This is a genomic window from Shewanella sp. SM73 (assembly GCF_025653795.1).
Taxonomy (GTDB): Bacteria; Pseudomonadota; Gammaproteobacteria; order Enterobacterales; family Shewanellaceae; genus Shewanella; species Shewanella oncorhynchi.
Genome location: NZ_JAKKRY010000004.1, coordinates 197,340 through 214,860 on the forward strand (window position 1 = coordinate 197,340; position 17,521 = coordinate 214,860).

General features: G+C 50.3%; 4 protein-coding genes. All 4 read left to right on the forward strand.

Annotated features, from left to right (window positions below; all coding sequences use genetic code 11):
- The first annotated feature begins 109 nt into the window (after positions 1-109).
- From L5M51_RS08140 to L5M51_RS08155, 4 genes are read left to right on the forward strand one after another with little or no spacing between them, the layout of a single operon-like run.
- On the forward strand, positions 110-979 hold the full coding sequence (locus L5M51_RS08140) for a transcriptional regulator (RefSeq protein WP_263165795.1): 870 nt from the start codon (positions 110-112) through the stop codon (positions 977-979).
- On the forward strand, positions 976-9,156 hold the full coding sequence (locus L5M51_RS08145) for a type I polyketide synthase (RefSeq protein WP_263172273.1): 8,181 nt from the start codon (positions 976-978) through the stop codon (positions 9,154-9,156). Before L5M51_RS08140 ends, L5M51_RS08145 begins: the two co-directional genes overlap by 4 nt.
- A complete protein-coding gene (locus L5M51_RS08150; protein WP_263172275.1) occupies positions 9,153-11,447 on the forward strand; it encodes a PfaB family protein in 2,295 nt (764 codons plus the stop codon). The genes L5M51_RS08145 and L5M51_RS08150 overlap by 4 nt, the downstream gene beginning before the upstream one ends.
- Positions 11,444-17,470: a beta-ketoacyl synthase N-terminal-like domain-containing protein gene (locus L5M51_RS08155; protein WP_263172278.1), complete on the forward strand. Its 6,027-nt coding sequence runs from the start codon at positions 11,444-11,446 to the stop codon at positions 17,468-17,470. Before L5M51_RS08150 ends, L5M51_RS08155 begins: the two co-directional genes overlap by 4 nt.
- Positions 17,471-17,521 lie beyond the last annotated feature (51 nt).

Genomic DNA, 17,521 nt, shown 5'->3' on the forward strand with positions numbered 1-17,521 from the left:
GCACAGGTTTTACGATGAGTGTCACTATGTTCTTCAAGAGTGCCACTGCTGACTCAGCCAAAATGGCTTCTCAGTCCCAATAGATTATGTCGGATGATAATTATTATTAATGGCAGCTCGCGACTCTCAATCTAAAGCGCCGTCTTACGCCCCCAAGAGCACGACTCAAGCGGCGAAAAAAGACAGCGCACCTCGGCATCGCAACGCCACCACCACGCCTGAAATGCGACTCTTTATCCAGCAATCGGATCTGAGCGTCAGCCAGCTGGCAAAAATTTTAAATATTACTGAGGCAACAGTCCGCAAATGGCGGAAACGTGAGTCCATTAGTAACAGTTCGAACACGCCCCATCACCTCAATACCACGCTCACGCCGATGGAAGAATATGTGGTGGTGGGATTACGCTATCAACTCAAACTCACCTTAGATAGATTACTTCAGGTTACCCAAACCTTTATTAATCCCAATGTGTCGCGCTCCGGCCTTGCCCGTTGCTTAAAGCGCTATGGCATATCGCGGCTCGATGAATTTGAAGCACCGCAAGTCCCCGAACGCTATTTTAATCAATTGCCTGTGACGCAAGGCAGCGATATCCAAACCTATACGGTCAATCCAGAAACCTTGGCTAAGGCGCTCGCATTGCCGAGTACCGACGGCAATACTGTGGTGCAAGTGGTCTCACTCACCATACCGCCGCAGCTCACTGAGCAAGCTCCAAGCTCAGTACTATTAGGCGTAGACACAGCAAGTGATTGGATTTACCTCGATATTTATCAAGACAGTAATACCCAAGCGACCAATAGATATATCGCCTATGTCCTCAGACATGGGCCGTTTCATTTACGAAAGTTGCTTGTTCGCAACTATCACACCTTCTTAGCCCGTTTTCCCGGTGCCCATGGCACGCCAAAGACAAGCGCGGCTGAATCCCAAAACAAGGTCACCGTATCCAGGTCGACCCGTGGAGACTCTTTATGAGCCATACCCCTTCTGTACCTAATTCTGCGACTGAGTCAAAAAAAGATAAACGACTCAACAAACGTTTAAAAGATATGCCCGTTGCCATCGTCGGCATGGCCAGCATCTTCGCTAACTCGCGTTATTTAAATAAATTTTGGGATTTGATCAGCGAAAAAATCGATGCCATTACTGACATCCCAGACACCCATTGGCGCGCCGAAGATTACTACGATGCCGACAAAAGCAAAGCCGATAAAAGCTACTGTAAACGCGGTGGTTTTTTACCAGAAGTCGACTTCAATCCTATGGAATTCGGTCTGCCGCCCAATATTCTTGAGCTGACAGATACCTCGCAACTGCTGTCGCTGATTGTCGCCAAAGAAGTGCTTGCCGATGCTAATCTGCCCACCGATTACGACCGCGATCGTATCGGTATCACACTAGGCGTGGGCGGTGGTCAAAAAATCAGTCAGAGCTTGAACTCGCGCCTGCAATATCCAGTGCTTAAAAAAGTATTCAAAAGCAGCGGCCTGAGCGATGAAGACAGCGAAATGCTGATCAAAAAGTTCCAAGACCAATATATCCACTGGGAAGAAAACTCTTTCCCTGGGTCCTTAGGCAACGTGATTGCAGGCCGTATCGCCAACCGTTTTGATTTTGGCGGCATGAACTGTGTGGTCGATGCTGCCTGTGCGGGCTCGCTCGCTGCTATGCGTATGGCGCTAACTGAACTGACCGAAGGTCGCAGCGACATGATGTTAACCGGCGGTGTCTGTACCGATAACTCGCCGTCCATGTACATGAGCTTCTCAAAAACGCCAGCCTTCACCACCAATGAAACCATTCAACCCTTTGATATCGATTCAAAAGGTATGATGATCGGCGAAGGTATTGGCATGGTCGCGCTTAAGCGCCTTGAAGATGCCGAGCGCGATGGCGACCGGATTTATGCCGTCATCAAAGGCGTTGGCGCCTCATCTGACGGTAAGTTTAAGAGTATTTATGCGCCGCGCCCTGAAGGCCAAGCTAAAGCATTGGAGCGCGCTTACGACGACGCGGGTTTTGCACCGCACAGCATTGGCTTAGTTGAAGCCCATGGCACAGGTACTGCCGCAGGTGATGTAGCTGAATTCAATGGCTTAAAATCGGTATTTGCCCAAGGCAACGACACCAATCAACATATCGCGTTAGGTTCAGTGAAATCCCAAGTGGGCCACACTAAATCCACCGCAGGTACTGCGGGGGTGATCAAAGCCGCGCTAGCGCTGCACCACAAGGTATTGCCTGCAACCATTAACGTTAGCAAGCCTAATCCAAAACTGAATATCGAAAGCTCGCCATTCTATTTAAATACCGAAACTCGCCCATGGTTCCAGCGCGCCGATGCAACGCCGCGCCGTGCTGGCGTAAGCTCCTTTGGTTTTGGCGGCACGAACTTCCATCTTGTATTAGAAGAATACAAACCTGAGCACAGCCGTGACGAGCAATATCGTCAACGCAGTGTGCCGCAAACGCTATTGTTTGCCGCAGCCAATAAAGCCGCGCTGCTTAGCGAGTTAAAAGCTGCGCTGAGCCAAAGCGTGAACACAAGCGCAAACGCGAATAAGAGCAGCGCTGCGAGCCTAAACGCTATCGCTCAGCAATATCCGCTGCGCCCGCTGGCAGACACAGATGCCCGTTTAGGTTTTGTGGCTAAGGATATCGCTCAGCTGCAAGCTCAGTTGAATCAAGCCATCTCTCATCTAGAAAGCAGTGCGCATTTAGAAAGCGGGCACCTAGAAACCAGTGCAAGCGAGGCGTGGCAATTACCGTCTGGCATCAGCTACCGCGCAAAAGCGCTAGTCACTGAAACCAATAGCAAGAATGACTCCAATAAAGTGGCCGCCCTGTTTGCTGGTCAAGGTTCACAGTACCTGAACATGGGCCGCGAACTCGCCTGCCATTTCCCGGAAATGCGCCAACAAGTGACGGCCAGCGATAAGGTATTTGCTCACCACGGCCAAACGCCGTTATCGAACATCCTTTACCCTATTCCGGCATTCGATGCCGATGCAGTTAAAGCCCAAGAAGCGGCGCTGACCAATACCCTGTTCGCCCAAAGCGCCATAGGCGCGGTTTCAATGGCGCAATATTCGCTATTAACGCAAGCGGGTTTTGCACCCGATATGGTGGCGGGTCATAGCTTTGGTGAATTGTCAGCCCTTTGCGCGGCAGGCGTGATTTCCAATGAAGATTACGTCGAACTGGCCTTCGCCCGTGGGCATGCCATGGCGCAAGTGCCGAGCGATACTGGGACTCAAGTTGATTTAGGAACCATGTTCGCGATTATTCTTAAGCAAAAGAATGATATCGATGCGATCAATAGCTGTTTAGCCCAGTTTGATGGCGTTAAAATTGCCAACTACAACGCGCCGACGCAATTAGTCATCGCAGGTGGCACAGAGCAAACTCAGCTGGCCGCGAAAGCCATTAGCGAACTGGGCTTTAAAGCGATTGCCCTGCCAGTCTCAGGCGCGTTCCATACCCCATTGGTTGGACACGCACAAAAACCCTTTGCCAAAGCCATTGATAAAGCTAAATTCAGCGCACCTTCAGTCGCACTTTATGCCAACGGCACGGGTCAATTACACCCAAGCGATGGCAAAGCCATTAAAGCAGAATTCAAACAACATATGCTGCAATCGGTTCGCTTTAGCGAGCAACTGCAGGCCATGTATGACGCTGGCGCCCGGGTGTTTGTTGAGTTTGGCCCTAAGAACATACTGCAAAAGTTAGTTGAAAATACCTTAGGTGAACACTTAAATGAGCTTTGCCTTGTCAGCATGAACCCGAATCCTAAGGGCGACAGTGACAGTCAATTACGCTTAGCCGCAGTGCAACTCGCGGTAGCCGGTGTAGCGTTAACTGAGGTTGACCCCTATCAAGCCGTCACATCACAAGAAATTGCCGAACGTGAAGCGCCATCAGCGATGAACATCAAACTCACCGCCACTAACCATATTAGTGCTGCGACCAAAGCTAAGATGGCAAAATCCCTCGCCACAGGCAGCGTGACTAGCCAAGTGCAATATGTGGATCGCATCGTTGAAACGGTTGTCGAAAGAGAAGTCGAAAAAATCGTTGAGAAACAAGTCATCGTCGAAAAAGTTGTTGAAAAAATAATAGAAGTGGAAGCGAATCAAGTGGCAACTGTTGAAATGAAACAAAAACTCCTAAGCGTTACGCAAGGCTTAAGCAATCACCAGCAACAAGCGACGGCGCAATTGAGCCCAAGTACAGCAAGCGTCAGCAGCGATGCGTTAACCGCATTTTTCAGCGCACAATCTCAAGCGGCGCAGTTACATCAACAGTTTTTAGCTATCCCGCAGCAATATGGCGATACCTTCACGACACTCATGACTGAACAAGCCAAGATGGCAAGCCTTGGCATTGCAATCCCTGAAAGCCTGCAACGCTCGATGGAGATGTTCCACCAGCATCAAGCGCAAACCCTGCAAAGCCACGCCGAATTTATGCAGCTACAAAGCAGTAGCAGCCAAGCAGCCTTGGCCATGCTAAACAATGCGCCGATTAACTTTACCCCAGCGGTTGCAAGTCAGCCACGAGCAACTGCGCCTGCTCCAGCGCCTGTTGTTGCAACGTCAGTGGCACACAATGCCGCACCAGTGACTCAAGCTGTTGCAACGAGACCCGCGGTTAGCACACCTGTTGCGCCTGTTGTGCAAACGGCTCCCGTTGCTTATGCACCTGCTGTGAAAGTACAAGTTGCGCCTGCAGCGCCTGCAGCTCCTGCCGCTCCTGCCGCTCCTGCATTAGTCATGCCTGCTGTAGTTATGCCAGAGATGACACCTGCGGCACCAGCAACGATCGGCTTAAGTGCAGCGTTAGTGCAACAAACTATGATGGCTGTGGTGGCCGATAAAACAGGCTATCCCACTGAAATGCTAGAGCTTGGCATGGATATGGAAGCCGATTTAGGTATAGATTCGATTAAGCGCGTTGAGATTTTAGGCACAGTGCAAGACGAACTGCCGGGCTTGCCTGAACTCAGCCCAGAAGATCTGGCCGAATGTCGTACCTTAGGTGAAATCGTTGACTACATGAACTCTAAGCTTCCAGCAGTTGGTTCAATTATCGTAGCGCCTATTACTGCTGCAAATGTGGCAACTCAAGTGGCAACAGCCACACCTGCCGTTAACGGTTTAAGCGCTGCGTTAGTGCATGCTTCTGAAATCGAGAGCACCATGATGGCAGTGGTAGCCGACAAGACAGGCTACCCCACTGAAATGCTCGAACTTGGCATGGATATGGAAGCCGATCTAGGTATCGATTCGATTAAGCGCGTTGAAATCTTAGGTACAGTACAAGACGAACTGCCGAGTTTACCTGAGCTCAACCCAGAAGATTTGGCTGAGTGCCGTACCTTGGGTGAAATCGTTAACTACATGAACAGCAAATTGCCAGCGGCTGACCAAGTTGTCGTTTCTACAACAGCGCCAACAACTCCTGCAGCCAGCGGTTTAAGCGCTGCGTTAGTGCAACAAACTATGATGGCAGTGGTAGCCGACAAGACGGGCTACCCCACTGAAATGCTGGAGCTCAGCATGGATATGGAAGCCGATCTCGGTATCGATTCAATTAAGCGCGTTGAAATCCTAGGCACAGTGCAAGACGAACTGCCAGGTTTACCTGAGCTCAGCCCAGAAGATTTGGCCGAGTGTCGCACCTTGGGTGAAATCGTTAACTACATGCAAAGTAAGCTTACACAAAATGACAAGCTGCCTGCAGCGGGCGCAGTTATCGTAGCAACTCATGTGACAACTGCCGCGCCTGCCGCCAGCGGTTTAAGCGCTGCGTTAGTGCAACAAACCATGATGGCTGTGGTGGCCGACAAGACAGGCTATCCCACTGAAATGCTGGAACTCAGCATGGATATGGAAGCTGATCTAGGTATCGACTCCATCAAGCGCGTTGAAATTTTAGGCACAGTGCAAGACGAACTTCCGGGCTTACCTGAACTCAATCCTGAAGATCTAGCCGAGTGTCGTACCCTAGGCGAAATCGTTGACTACATGAACAGCAAACTACCTGCGGTTGGCTCGGTTTCAGCTACAACAGCAGCGCAAGTCACTGTTACCACTACAACAAATAATGGCTTAAGTGCTGCACTTGTCCAACAAACCATGATGGCTGTGGTGGCCGACAAGACAGGCTACCCCACTGAAATGCTGGAACTCAGCATGGATATGGAAGCCGATTTAGGCATAGATTCCATCAAGCGCGTTGAAATTTTAGGCACAGTGCAAGACGAGCTACCGGGCTTGCCTGAACTCAATCCTGAAGATCTGGCCGAGTGTCGCACCTTAGGTGAAATCGTTAGCTATATGCAAAGCAAGCTAGGCCAAAACGCGGTAAGCCAGAATGCCGCGCCAGTTAGCGCTGTCGTTCAGCCTGAACCTACTATCGATTTACCGCCACACAGTGAGGTGGTGCTAAAAAAGTTGCCAGCGGCGGCTGAGCTAGCGCAACTATCGCCACAGCAATCGTCAAAGCAATCAGCGCAACAAGGCCTGCCACGCGTTTTTGCTAAAGATGCCTGCATTATCATTAGCGATGATGGCCACAATGCTGGCGTACTTGCCGAAAAATTGCATGCTCAAGGTCTAACGGTTGTGGTTGTGCGCTCGCCTGAAAGCCTTGTGGCCAGTGCATCACCGCTCAATAGCCACATTGCCAGCTTCACATTGGCGGCGATTGACGATGCCAGCATTGGTGCCGTAATTAATGAGATCAAAAGCTTAGGTACGGTTGCAGGCTTTATTCATCTGCAACCACAACATAAAAACTCAGCCGATGCGAAAGGTTTAGTGTTGTCCAGTGCCGCCAAGGCATCCGTCGAGCAAGCGTTCTTGTTCGCCAAGCACTTACAACCGTTTTTAACAACAGCAGCGACCGCCAATACTGGTAGTAGTTTTATCAGCGTCAGTCGTATCGACGGTGGTTTTGGTTATCTCAACCACAGCCAAATTGCCCGCAGCGAGTTAAACCAAGCAGCATTGGCAGGTCTGACGAAAACCTTGAGCCACGAGTGGCCAAGCGTGCATTGCCGCGCCTTAGATATCGCGCCAGCACTTGATGCCAAGCAACTGGCCAATGCAGTGATCGCTGAGCTCTTTGCAACCGATAAGCTATTAGAAGTCGGTGTGAGTGAAGCTGGCGTAACTGAAACGCTGGCACGCGTGACCTTAGTTGCAGGCAAGGCAGATACCCGCCACCGCGCAGCTAACTTGACCAGTGCAGATAAAATTCTGGTGACTGGCGGCGCAAAAGGCGTGACCTTTGAATGTGCCTTGAGTCTGGCAAAACGCAGCAAGGCGCACTTTATCCTTGCCGGCAGAAGCAGCCAACAAGCCATTCCCGCTTGGGCGCAGGGTAAGAATAACAGTGAACTTAAAGCCGCTGCCATTGCCCACATTCAAAGCTTGGGCGAGAAACCCACGCCAAAACAAGTGGATGCCTTAGTATGGCCAGTGCAAAGCAGCCTAGAAATTGCAGCCGCACTAGAAGCCTTTACCGCCGTAGGCGCGAGTGCCGAGTACTTAAGTATCGATGTTAACAATCCAGATGCGATCGCCAGCACGATAGTGCCGATCACCGAGTTATCACCTATTACTGGCATCATCCATGGTGCGGGCGTACTCGCCGATAAACACATCCAAGACAAAACCTTAGATGAGTTAGCACGGGTGTATGGCACTAAGGTCACAGGTATAAGCAATCTACTTGCCGCACTGGATTTAGATAAATTAAAACTGATTGCCCTATTCTCTTCGGCGGCGGGTTTTTACGGCAATACTGGCCAAAGCGATTACGCTATGTCCAACGACATACTCAACAAAGCCGCACTGCAACTGGCGCAGCAACTGCCAAATGCCAAAGTGATGAGCTTCGATTGGGGTCCGTGGGACGGCGGCATGGTGAATCCTGCGCTGAAAAAGATGTTTATGGATCGCGGTGTTTATGTGATCCCGCTAAAGGCAGGCGCTGAGTTATTTGCTAGCCAATTACTGAGCAACACAGGCGCACAATTGCTGGTCGGTACTGACATGCAAGGCACAGTTCCAAGTGACGAGCAAGCAACTCAAGGTAGCAATCTAAAAAAGCCTGAAGCGGATCTGACCACTGACGCGTCGGATCCGCATGCTTTGGCATCAACACTTGCTGCAATCGCTTTCACGCGACCGCTAACACTGCAGCGCACACTGGACCCTAAGGCAATGATCTTTATTGAAGATCACTGCATTAACGGTAATCCCGTATTACCGACTGTGTGTGCGATTCAGTGGATGCGTGAAGCCGCCTTTGATGTGCTCAAGCAACCAGTAAAAGTACAAAGCTACAAGCTGTTGAAGGGCATTATTTTCGACACTGCCGTGTTACAAAATGGAGTGTTAGAAAGTGAAGCGCCCATCACGCTGGAACTTGAACTGGCATCCTTAGTCAATGCACAAGCTAGTGTACAAATTAATGCCTTAATCAGCTTTGAAGGTCGTCCGCAATATCAAGCTATCCTAGTCGTTGATGATGCTGTTGATGACGCGGCTAACGATTACTTAGCCACTAACAGCAAAGCAACCGCCTTTGACGCGCAAAGCTTGGCAGGACTTTCTGCCATCACAACCGCGAGCAGCCTTTACAGCGACGGCACGCTTTTCCACGGCCCAAGACTGCAAGGTATTGAGTCGGTGGTGAAGTTTGACGATGCGAGCTTAGTCGCTAAGGTGAGTCTTCCCCATGTTGCGTTAGCGGACTGCGGGGATTTTGTGCCTAATCTCACGCCTAAAGGCTCACAAGCTTTTGCGGAAGATTTGTTGCTACAGGCGATGCTGGTATGGGCGAGACTCAAATATGGTGCGGCGAGTTTGCCATCAAGCATTGGTGAGTTTATTTCCCATGCGCCGTTTGCCTTTGGCGATAAAGGGTATTTAGTGCTCGAGGTGGTGAAACACTCTGGCCGTGCCCTTGAAGCCAATATCACGCTGTATCATCAAGATGGCCGTTTAAGCTGCGAGATGAACAACGCCAAAGTCACCATCAGCAAAAACCTTAACGGTGCATTCTTAGCTAATAAAGTTGCGGCTAATCAAACCGCTGCGAATAAAGCCATTGAAAGTGTGGAGGCAAAAGTCGAGTGAATTTAGCCCACACTTTAGCAACTCTACATAGCGGCCAACCTGAAACGTCGATAGCTGACACGGCTATGACTGAAAAGCTTGCCAAGCCACTGCGCATTGCAGTGTTGCTTGGCGATGCGCTCAATCTTTCCCCTCACTCAGCCCAAATATTAGGGACGTTTGCGGAACGTGAAAGAGTTCAAATTTGCGCTGCCGATGCCAACCAATCGACAGATCATGAACCGTCAGTGTATGAGCAAAGCTCGCTCACTGCCTTGTTAGGCCAAGCAACAACAGCCATTGAGCAAGGCAAGCTCGTTGAACTTAAATTCAATGATGGCAATCTGCCCCAGTCTCTGTACTTGCTCGATGGTTTAACCGCCGCCAAACTGCGCCTCCACGCCCACGCGTTTATCGCTGGTTTTGCCGCTGGCAATGAGACTACAGGTGTTGTAAATGCAGGTGTTGCTAATGCAGGGGCGGTTGCTAATGCGGCATTAGCGGCGGCAAAGCGCAGCCCAGCTCAAACCGTTCAACATCAGACTGTCGCCAACACTCTCAACGAGGCATTTGTTGCGCTGCGCCAAGGTGTAACCGCACTCGCCGCGCGAACACAAGCGCCGCTTCATGGCGCTACTGATATAAAACAGACAAACGGCACCAATCATCAAGCTGGCTATTGGTTTAGCGACCAACATCAAGCGCGGGTTTTATGTCTAAATCTTGTAACAAAGAATCTAGCGGCAACAAGATCAAACCCAGCAGATACCTTGCTGGATTCAGGCCAAGATATTTACCAGAGCCTAGTACTGACCCAAGGCACACAAGTTATCGCGCCCAAAGCTCTTGTTGATGAAAACCAGCTGTTTGTGCCGATAAGTAGTGACAGTATTAATGAGCTAAAAGCAAAACTGTTTCAGTTGCTTAGTTCACTAGACATTGGCGCACCGGACACCTCATTTGCATTACATCAACTCGCATTCTGGTTTGAACGCTATGATGCCAACGCACCACTGGCATTAGTCTTGATGGCGGCATCAAGTGATGATCTCAAACTTGAAGCCAAAGCTATGATTGCGGCGCTTGAAAATGATGCTGTTCGCCATCATGGTCAATACTTTAAAACGCCAGCGGGTAGCTGTTTTACCGCTAAGCCGCTAGGGGATGCGGGACTTACCTTTGTTTATCCCGGCGTTGGCACGGTTTACGCCAATATGTTCAATAACTTGCATGAGTATTTCCCCGCGCTGTATCACCAGCTAGAACGAGAAGGCGACTTAAGCGCCATGCTGCAATCACCGCAGATTTATGCCGCAGATGTTAAAGCGGCGGCAGGCATGAGCTTAAGCCAGCAAGCGATTAGTGGCGTGGGTGCCAGTTATCTATTCACTAAACTGTTGACCCAAGTCTTTAATATTAAGCCTAAAATGGCGCTCGGTTACTCAATGGGCGAAGCGGCCATGTGGGCCAGTCTAGATGTGTGGCAAACGCCCCACGGGATGATCAACGCCACTGAAAATAGCGATATTTTCAACCATGCCATTTCTGGCGAGCTAACCGCAGTCCGCCGAGCGTGGCAGCTTGCGGATGATGAAGCCATAGTGTGGAACAGCTTTGTGGTACGTGCCGACAGCCATGAAATCAAGGCATTATTGCCAGAGTTTCATCGTGCTTATTTAGCCATCACCCAAGGTGATACTTGCGTCATTGCAGGCTGCGAAACAAGCTGTAAAGCCCTACTTGCAAAGTTAGGTAAGCGTGGGATTGCCGCCAATCGCGTCACGGCAATGCATACCGCACCTGCCATGTTAGTCCATGGGCAAGTACAAGATTTCTATACTCAAGCAGTGAAACCTGAGGCACTGAAACCTAAGGCGCTGGAAGCGGCAGCACATGGCTCGCCTATTCGCTTTATCAGCGCAGCGCAAACTGCGCCAGTAACCGTGGATAGTCACAGCATTGGCCGCGCGATTGCCGATACCTTTTGTTCGCCACTCGACTTTAGTGCGCTCATTCAAAATGCCACTAAGCAAGGGGCAAGACTGTTTGTCGAAGTGGGCGCCGATAGGCAAACCAGCACACTCATAGATAAAATCAGCCACGCCCATGCAGGCCAAAGCACGGCGAACGAGGCAACAGTCGCCATTGCTTGCAATGCCAAGGGTGCCGATGCGATTACCAGCTTACTCAAGTGCTTAGCTCAGCTGATAAGCCACAGAGTGCCGCTGTCGCTCGCGCCGCTCATTAAGCCATTAAGTGCTAACGCAGCCCCTTTATCATCAGAAGTATCACCAGAAGGAGAACCCCAGTGAGTTCTCAGCATTCCCCTGCGATTGATAAAACTACCGTGCCTACCATTACGTCAAACCGCGCATCAAAAAGTGCGTCAAAAATTGCGATTGTCGGCCTCGCGACTCAGTATCCTGACGCCGATAATCCCCAAACCTTCTGGCAAAATCTGCTGGATAAAAAAGACTCACGCACCCAAATCAGCCGCGAGAAGCTCAATGCCAATCCCGCCGATTACCAAGGTGTGCAGGGGCAATCTGACCGTTTTTACTGTGATAAAGGCGGCTATATCCAACACTTTGAGTTTGATGCCAAGGGCTATCAACTGCCTGAGTCCGCCTTTGACGGTTTAGATGAAAGCTTTTTATGGGCACTCGATTGCAGTCGTAAAGCCCTGCAAGACGCAGGGATTGCCCCAAGCGATGCCGTACTGGCGCGCACTGGTATCGTAATGGGAACCTTGTCGTTCCCCACGGCCCGCTCCAACGAATTATTTTTGCCTCTGTATCATCAAACCGTTGAAAAGGCGCTGCAAAATAAACTTAATCAAAGCGCATTTCAGCTGGCTGACTTTGGCAATTCAGTTAACGATCTCAATGCCAATAGCCAAACCTTAAACGTCGCCAATGGCGCCGTTGCCCACACAGCCTCAAAGCTGGTCAGCGATGCACTCGGTTTAGGTGGCACTCAGTTAAGTCTGGACGCCGCCTGCGCCAGTTCGGTTTACGCACTTAAACTCGCCTGCGATTACCTAACAACTGGCAAGGCCGATATGATGCTTGCAGGCGCAGTATCGGGCGCAGATCCCTTCTTTATCAACATGGGATTCTCGATTTTCCACGCCTACCCAGATCACGGTATTTCGGCGCCCTTTGATAGCAACAGCAAAGGCTTATTCGCTGGAGAAGGCGCTGGGGTGTTAGTCTTAAAACGCTTAGAAGATGCCGAGCGCGATGGCGATAACATCTATGCCGTCGTTAGCGGCATTGGTTTGTCGAACGACGGTAAAGGCCAGTTTGTATTAAGCCCCAACAGCAAGGGCCAAGTGCAAGCCTTCGAGCGCGCCTATAGTGCCGCAAACACACTGCCTGCCAATATCGAAGTGATTGAATGCCATGCCACGGGCACACCGCTTGGGGATAAAGTCGAACTCGCCTCGATGGAACGCTTTTTTGAGGACAAACTCGCGGGCTCTGCGGTGCCGCTGATCGGCTCGGCAAAATCCAACTTAGGCCATTTACTCACAGCCGCGGGCATGCCGGGGATCATGAAGATGATTTTTGCCATGCGCTCGGGTCGACTGCCGCCAAGTATTAACTTATCGGCGCCGATATCTTCGCCTAAGGGCTTGTTTAGCGCTAAAAATCTGCCAACAGAATTGCATGCTTGGCCAGATAAAGCCGGCAATGACCGCCGCCACGCGGGTGTTTCCGTGTTCGGTTTTGGCGGCTGTAACGCGCATTTATTGCTGGAATCCTATGTTGCCAATACAAACAAGAAGAATGAACAAGCCGCAGCCGCAGTAAGTTACCAGCACACGCCATTAAATATCATTGGCTTAGCGTCGCACTTTGGGCCTTTATCCTCCATTAATGCATTGGATAACACGATTCATGCTCGGCAAGATGCCTTTATCCCGCTGCCCGCTAAACGCTGGAAAGGCTTAGATAAACACCCTGAGATCTTAGCTAACTTTGGCTTGCCTTCTGTACCGCAAGGCGCCTATATCGACCAGTTCGATTTTGACTTCCTGCGTTTTAAAGTGCCGCCCAATGAGGATGATCGCCTGATCTCCCAGCAACTGCTGCTGATCAAAGTGGCCGATGAAGCGATTCGTGATGCTAACTTAATGCCAGGTGGCAAGGTTGCTGTATTAGTGGCGATGGAAACAGAGCTTGAATTACACCAGTTCCGTGGCAGGGTGAATCTGCACACTCAACTGGCAGACAGTCTTAAAAAACAAGGAATAACACTCACGCAAGCCGAGTATCTCGCCCTTGAAAAAATCGCCATGGACAGTGTGCTCGATGCCGCCAAACTGAACCAATACACCAGTTTTATTGGCAACATCATGGCGTCACGTATCGCATCCCTTTGGGACTTTAACGGCCCTGCCTTCACCATTTCAGCGGCCGAGCAATCGGTCGCCCGCTGTATCGATGTGGCCGAAAACCTCTTGTCCCAAGAATCCTTAGATGCAGTAGTGATCGCCGCCGTCGATTTAAGTGGCAGTTTAGAGCAAGTGATCCTTAAAAACGCCGTATCACCAGTGGCATTGAATGCAACTGACACTGGTTGGAAAGTCGGTGAAGGTGCAGGCGCGTTAGTGCTCACGACAGCGCAATCAAGTGCAGCCCAGCCAAGTAATGCCGCTAACAATGCTAATGCCAATAGCAGCTATGGCGACAGTTATGGTCACATCAGCGGCCAAGTATTTGGCGCGATTTGTGACATACAAGGTAATAGCAACACTGCGCGTATTTGCAATGACTTGCTAACCCAAGCCAAGGTGAATAGCAGCCAGATTAGCTTGATTGAAACCAGTATTGCGGTTGAGCAACTTGCCGATTCAGAGCAGGTACTCAATACCCTGCTGCCGAGTGTGAGTGAGCGCAGCCAAGCCGCTGATACCCTAGGCCACAATTTTGCTGCTGCGGGAATGGCGAGTATTTTGAGCGCCCTGCTTCAGTTAAAAAATCATGGGCAGCTTAAAAATCACGGACAATTTAAAAATCATGGGCAATTAAAAAACCAAGCACAGCAACAAGCTACTCAAGAGCAGCACGCGCTCGTTGCCACGTTTAGCCAAGGTAAATGCTCGCAGTTATTGCTCAGTCAAAGTGCCACGCAAGCGCACAGTTTGCGGCAAAGGCTTGAGCAAGACTTAACGCTTTCAGAGCAAAAACACTTAATAAAACAAGTGACACTCGGTGGCCGCGATATCTATCAACATATCCTTGATACGCCGCTCGCGGGCCTTGATGCGATACAACAAAAAGCCCGAGCCATTACAGCACTGCCAGCGCGCAGCCAGCGCAAGCATTTGGCCCAAATAGCGAGCAAAGACACTAATCGCGTTGCAACAAGCAGCCCAACCACGGCTCAACAAAAAGAGACATTAAGCAGCATGCCAATGAATGCCCTAAGCACGCCCAATAACAACGCCGCTCAAGCAGAGCTAAAAGACGCTGCATTTTTAAGCAATCAGCAACTCGCCCGTGAAGCCCATTTAGCCTTTTTACAAAGCCGTGAGCAAGGCCTGAAACTGGCCGATGCCTTGATGAAAGCCCAGCTTGCCAGCGAGTTAGCCGTCAATGGCCAAGCTGCGCCAGTACAACAGCAAGCCACTGTTCAGGCGCCAACACCTGAGCTAGCTCCAGTTGTTAACTCAGAGGCAAACCCAGCTGCGCTTTATCCAAACCATGCAAAAGTGCCTCTGTACACGCCGCCAACACCGATAAGCAAGCCTTGTATTTGGGATTATGCGGATTTAGTCGAGTACGCCGAAGGTGATATCGCTAATGTATTTGGCCAAGATTACGCCATTATCGACAGCTACTCGCGCCGTGTACGCCTGCCAACCACGGACTATTTGCTGGTGTCTCGGGTAACGAAATTAAACGCCCAGATGAACCAATATCAGCCTTGCACTATGACCACAGAATACGACATTCCTGTGGACGCGCCGTATCTGGTCGATGGTCAAATCCCCTGGGCCGTGGCGGTCGAATCGGGTCAATGCGATTTGATGCTGATCAGTTACTTAGGTATCGATTTTGAAAACAAGGGCGAGCGCGTTTATCGCCTGCTCGATTGCACCCTGACCTTCCTTGGCGACTTACCGCGCGGTGGCGACACCCTGCGCTACGACATTTCCATCAATCACTTTGCCCGCAATGGCGATACCTTGTTGTTCTTCTTCTCCTACGAATGTTTCGTGGGCGACAAACTGATCCTGAAAATGGATGGCGGCTGTGCCGGCTTCTTCACCGATAAAGAACTGGCCGACGGCAAAGGTGTTATTCACACCGAAGCTGAAATCAAAGCGCGCAACCTCGCCTTGAATAATCCGAATAAACCGCGCTTTAATCCGCTGCTTGATTGCGCGCAAAGCCAATTTGATTACAGTCAAATCCATAAACTGCTCGGCGCCGATATCGGTGGCTGTTTTGGCGGTGTCCATGCGGCGCATCAAGCCCAATATGGTTTGCAGCCCTCTTTATGTTTTGCATCCGAAAAATTCCTGATGATTGAACAGGTCAACAATCTTGAGGTGCATGGCGGCGCGTGGGGCTTAGGCTCAGTTCAAGGCCATAAGCAGCTCGAAGCTGATCATTGGTATTTCCCGTGTCATTTCAAGGGCGACCAAGTGATGGCGGGATCGTTAATGGCCGAAGGCTGTGGTCAATTACTGCAATTCTTTATGCTGCATATTGGGATGCACCTCGGTGTAAAAGACGGGCGTTTCCAACCGCTAGAAAATGCCTCTCAAAAAGTGCGCTGTCGTGGTCAAGTCTTGCCGCAATCTGGCCTGCTCACCTATCGCATGGAAATTACCGAAATCGGTATGAGCCCGCGCCCGTATGCTAAGGCGAATATCGATATTTTGCTTAATGGCAAAGTGGTCGTGGATTTCCAAAACCTTGGTGTGATGATCAAAGAAGAAGCCGAATGCACCCGCTACCTCGCGGATAATGCCAACAGCACAGCTAACAATACGACTAGAAATGTAGCTAAAAATACTGCTTCGGCTGCGCCGCTGGTTTCAACAACAGTCGCATCGTTCGCCGCGCCGCTGATGGCACAGCAGCCTGATTTAACCGCGCCAACCAACAAAGGCGTAGTGCCGCTTAAGCACGTGCCTGCGCCGATTGCGCCAGAAGGTTCTAAGTATACTAACCGCGTGCCCGACACCCTGCCGTTCACGCCGTACCACATGTTCGAGTTTGCCACTGGCGATATCGAAAACTGCTTCGGCCCCGATTTCAGCATCTATCGCGGCCTAATTCCACCGCGCACGCCTTGCGGTGATTTACAGCTTACCACCCGCGTGGTTGCGATTGACGGCAAGCGCGGCGAGCTGAAAAAGCCCTCTTCGTGTATCGCTGAATACGAAGTGCCAGCAAACGCTTGGTATTATGATAAAAACAGCCATCACGCCGTTATGCCCTATTCTGTGCTGATGGAAATATCACTGCAGCCAAACGGTTTTATCTCAGGTTATATGGGCACCACCTTGGGCTTCCCCGGCCAAGAGCTGTTTTTCCGTAACTTGGACGGTAGCGGTAAGCTGCTGCGCCATGTGGATTTACGCGGCAAAACCATAATGAACGACTCACGTTTGTTATCGACTGTGATTGCTGGCAGTAACATCATCCAAAATTTCAGTTTTGAATTAAGCTGCGATGGCGAGCCTTTCTACCAAGGTAAAGCGGTATTTGGTTACTTCAAGGGCGATGCACTGAAAAACCAGTTAGGCATAGACAACGGCAAGATAACTCAGCCTTGGCATGTGCAAAATGGCATAGCCGCCGATAGCCAAATCAATCTGTTAGATAAACAACATCGCAGCTTTAACGCACCAAAAGGTCAACCACATTACCGTTTAGCGGGCGGTCAACTTAACTTTATCGACAAGGCTGAAATCGTAAAAGCCGGCGGTAAAGCGGGCCTTGGCTATTTATACGCCGAACGCACCATTGACCCGAGTGATTGGTTCTTCCAATTCCACTTCCATCAAGATCCTGTGATGCCAGGCTCATTAGGGGTTGAAGCCATTATCGAGCTGATGCAAACCTATGTGATTGACCAAGACCTTGGCGCTGGCTTTAACAATCCTAAATTTGGGCAGATATTATCGGATATCAAATGGAAGTATCGCGGTCAAATTAACCCATTAAACAAGCAGATGTCACTGGATGTGCACATTACCAGCGTGACTGACGACAATGGCAAACGCATCATTATGGGCGATGCCAACTTGAGTAAAGATGGCCTGCGGATTTATGAAGTCAAAGATATCGCCATCTGTATTGAAGAAGCTTAATGAGTTTACGCTGTTAGAAAGACGCTAATCTCGAATAACAAATAACGAATA

Coding starts and splice junctions, on each gene's coding strand:
- L5M51_RS08145 (WP_263172273.1), top strand. CDS start 976: ATGAGCCATACCCCTTCTGTACCTAATTCTGCGACTGAGTCAAAAAAA.
- L5M51_RS08140 (WP_263165795.1), top strand. CDS start 110: ATGGCAGCTCGCGACTCTCAATCTAAAGCGCCGTCTTACGCCCCCAAG.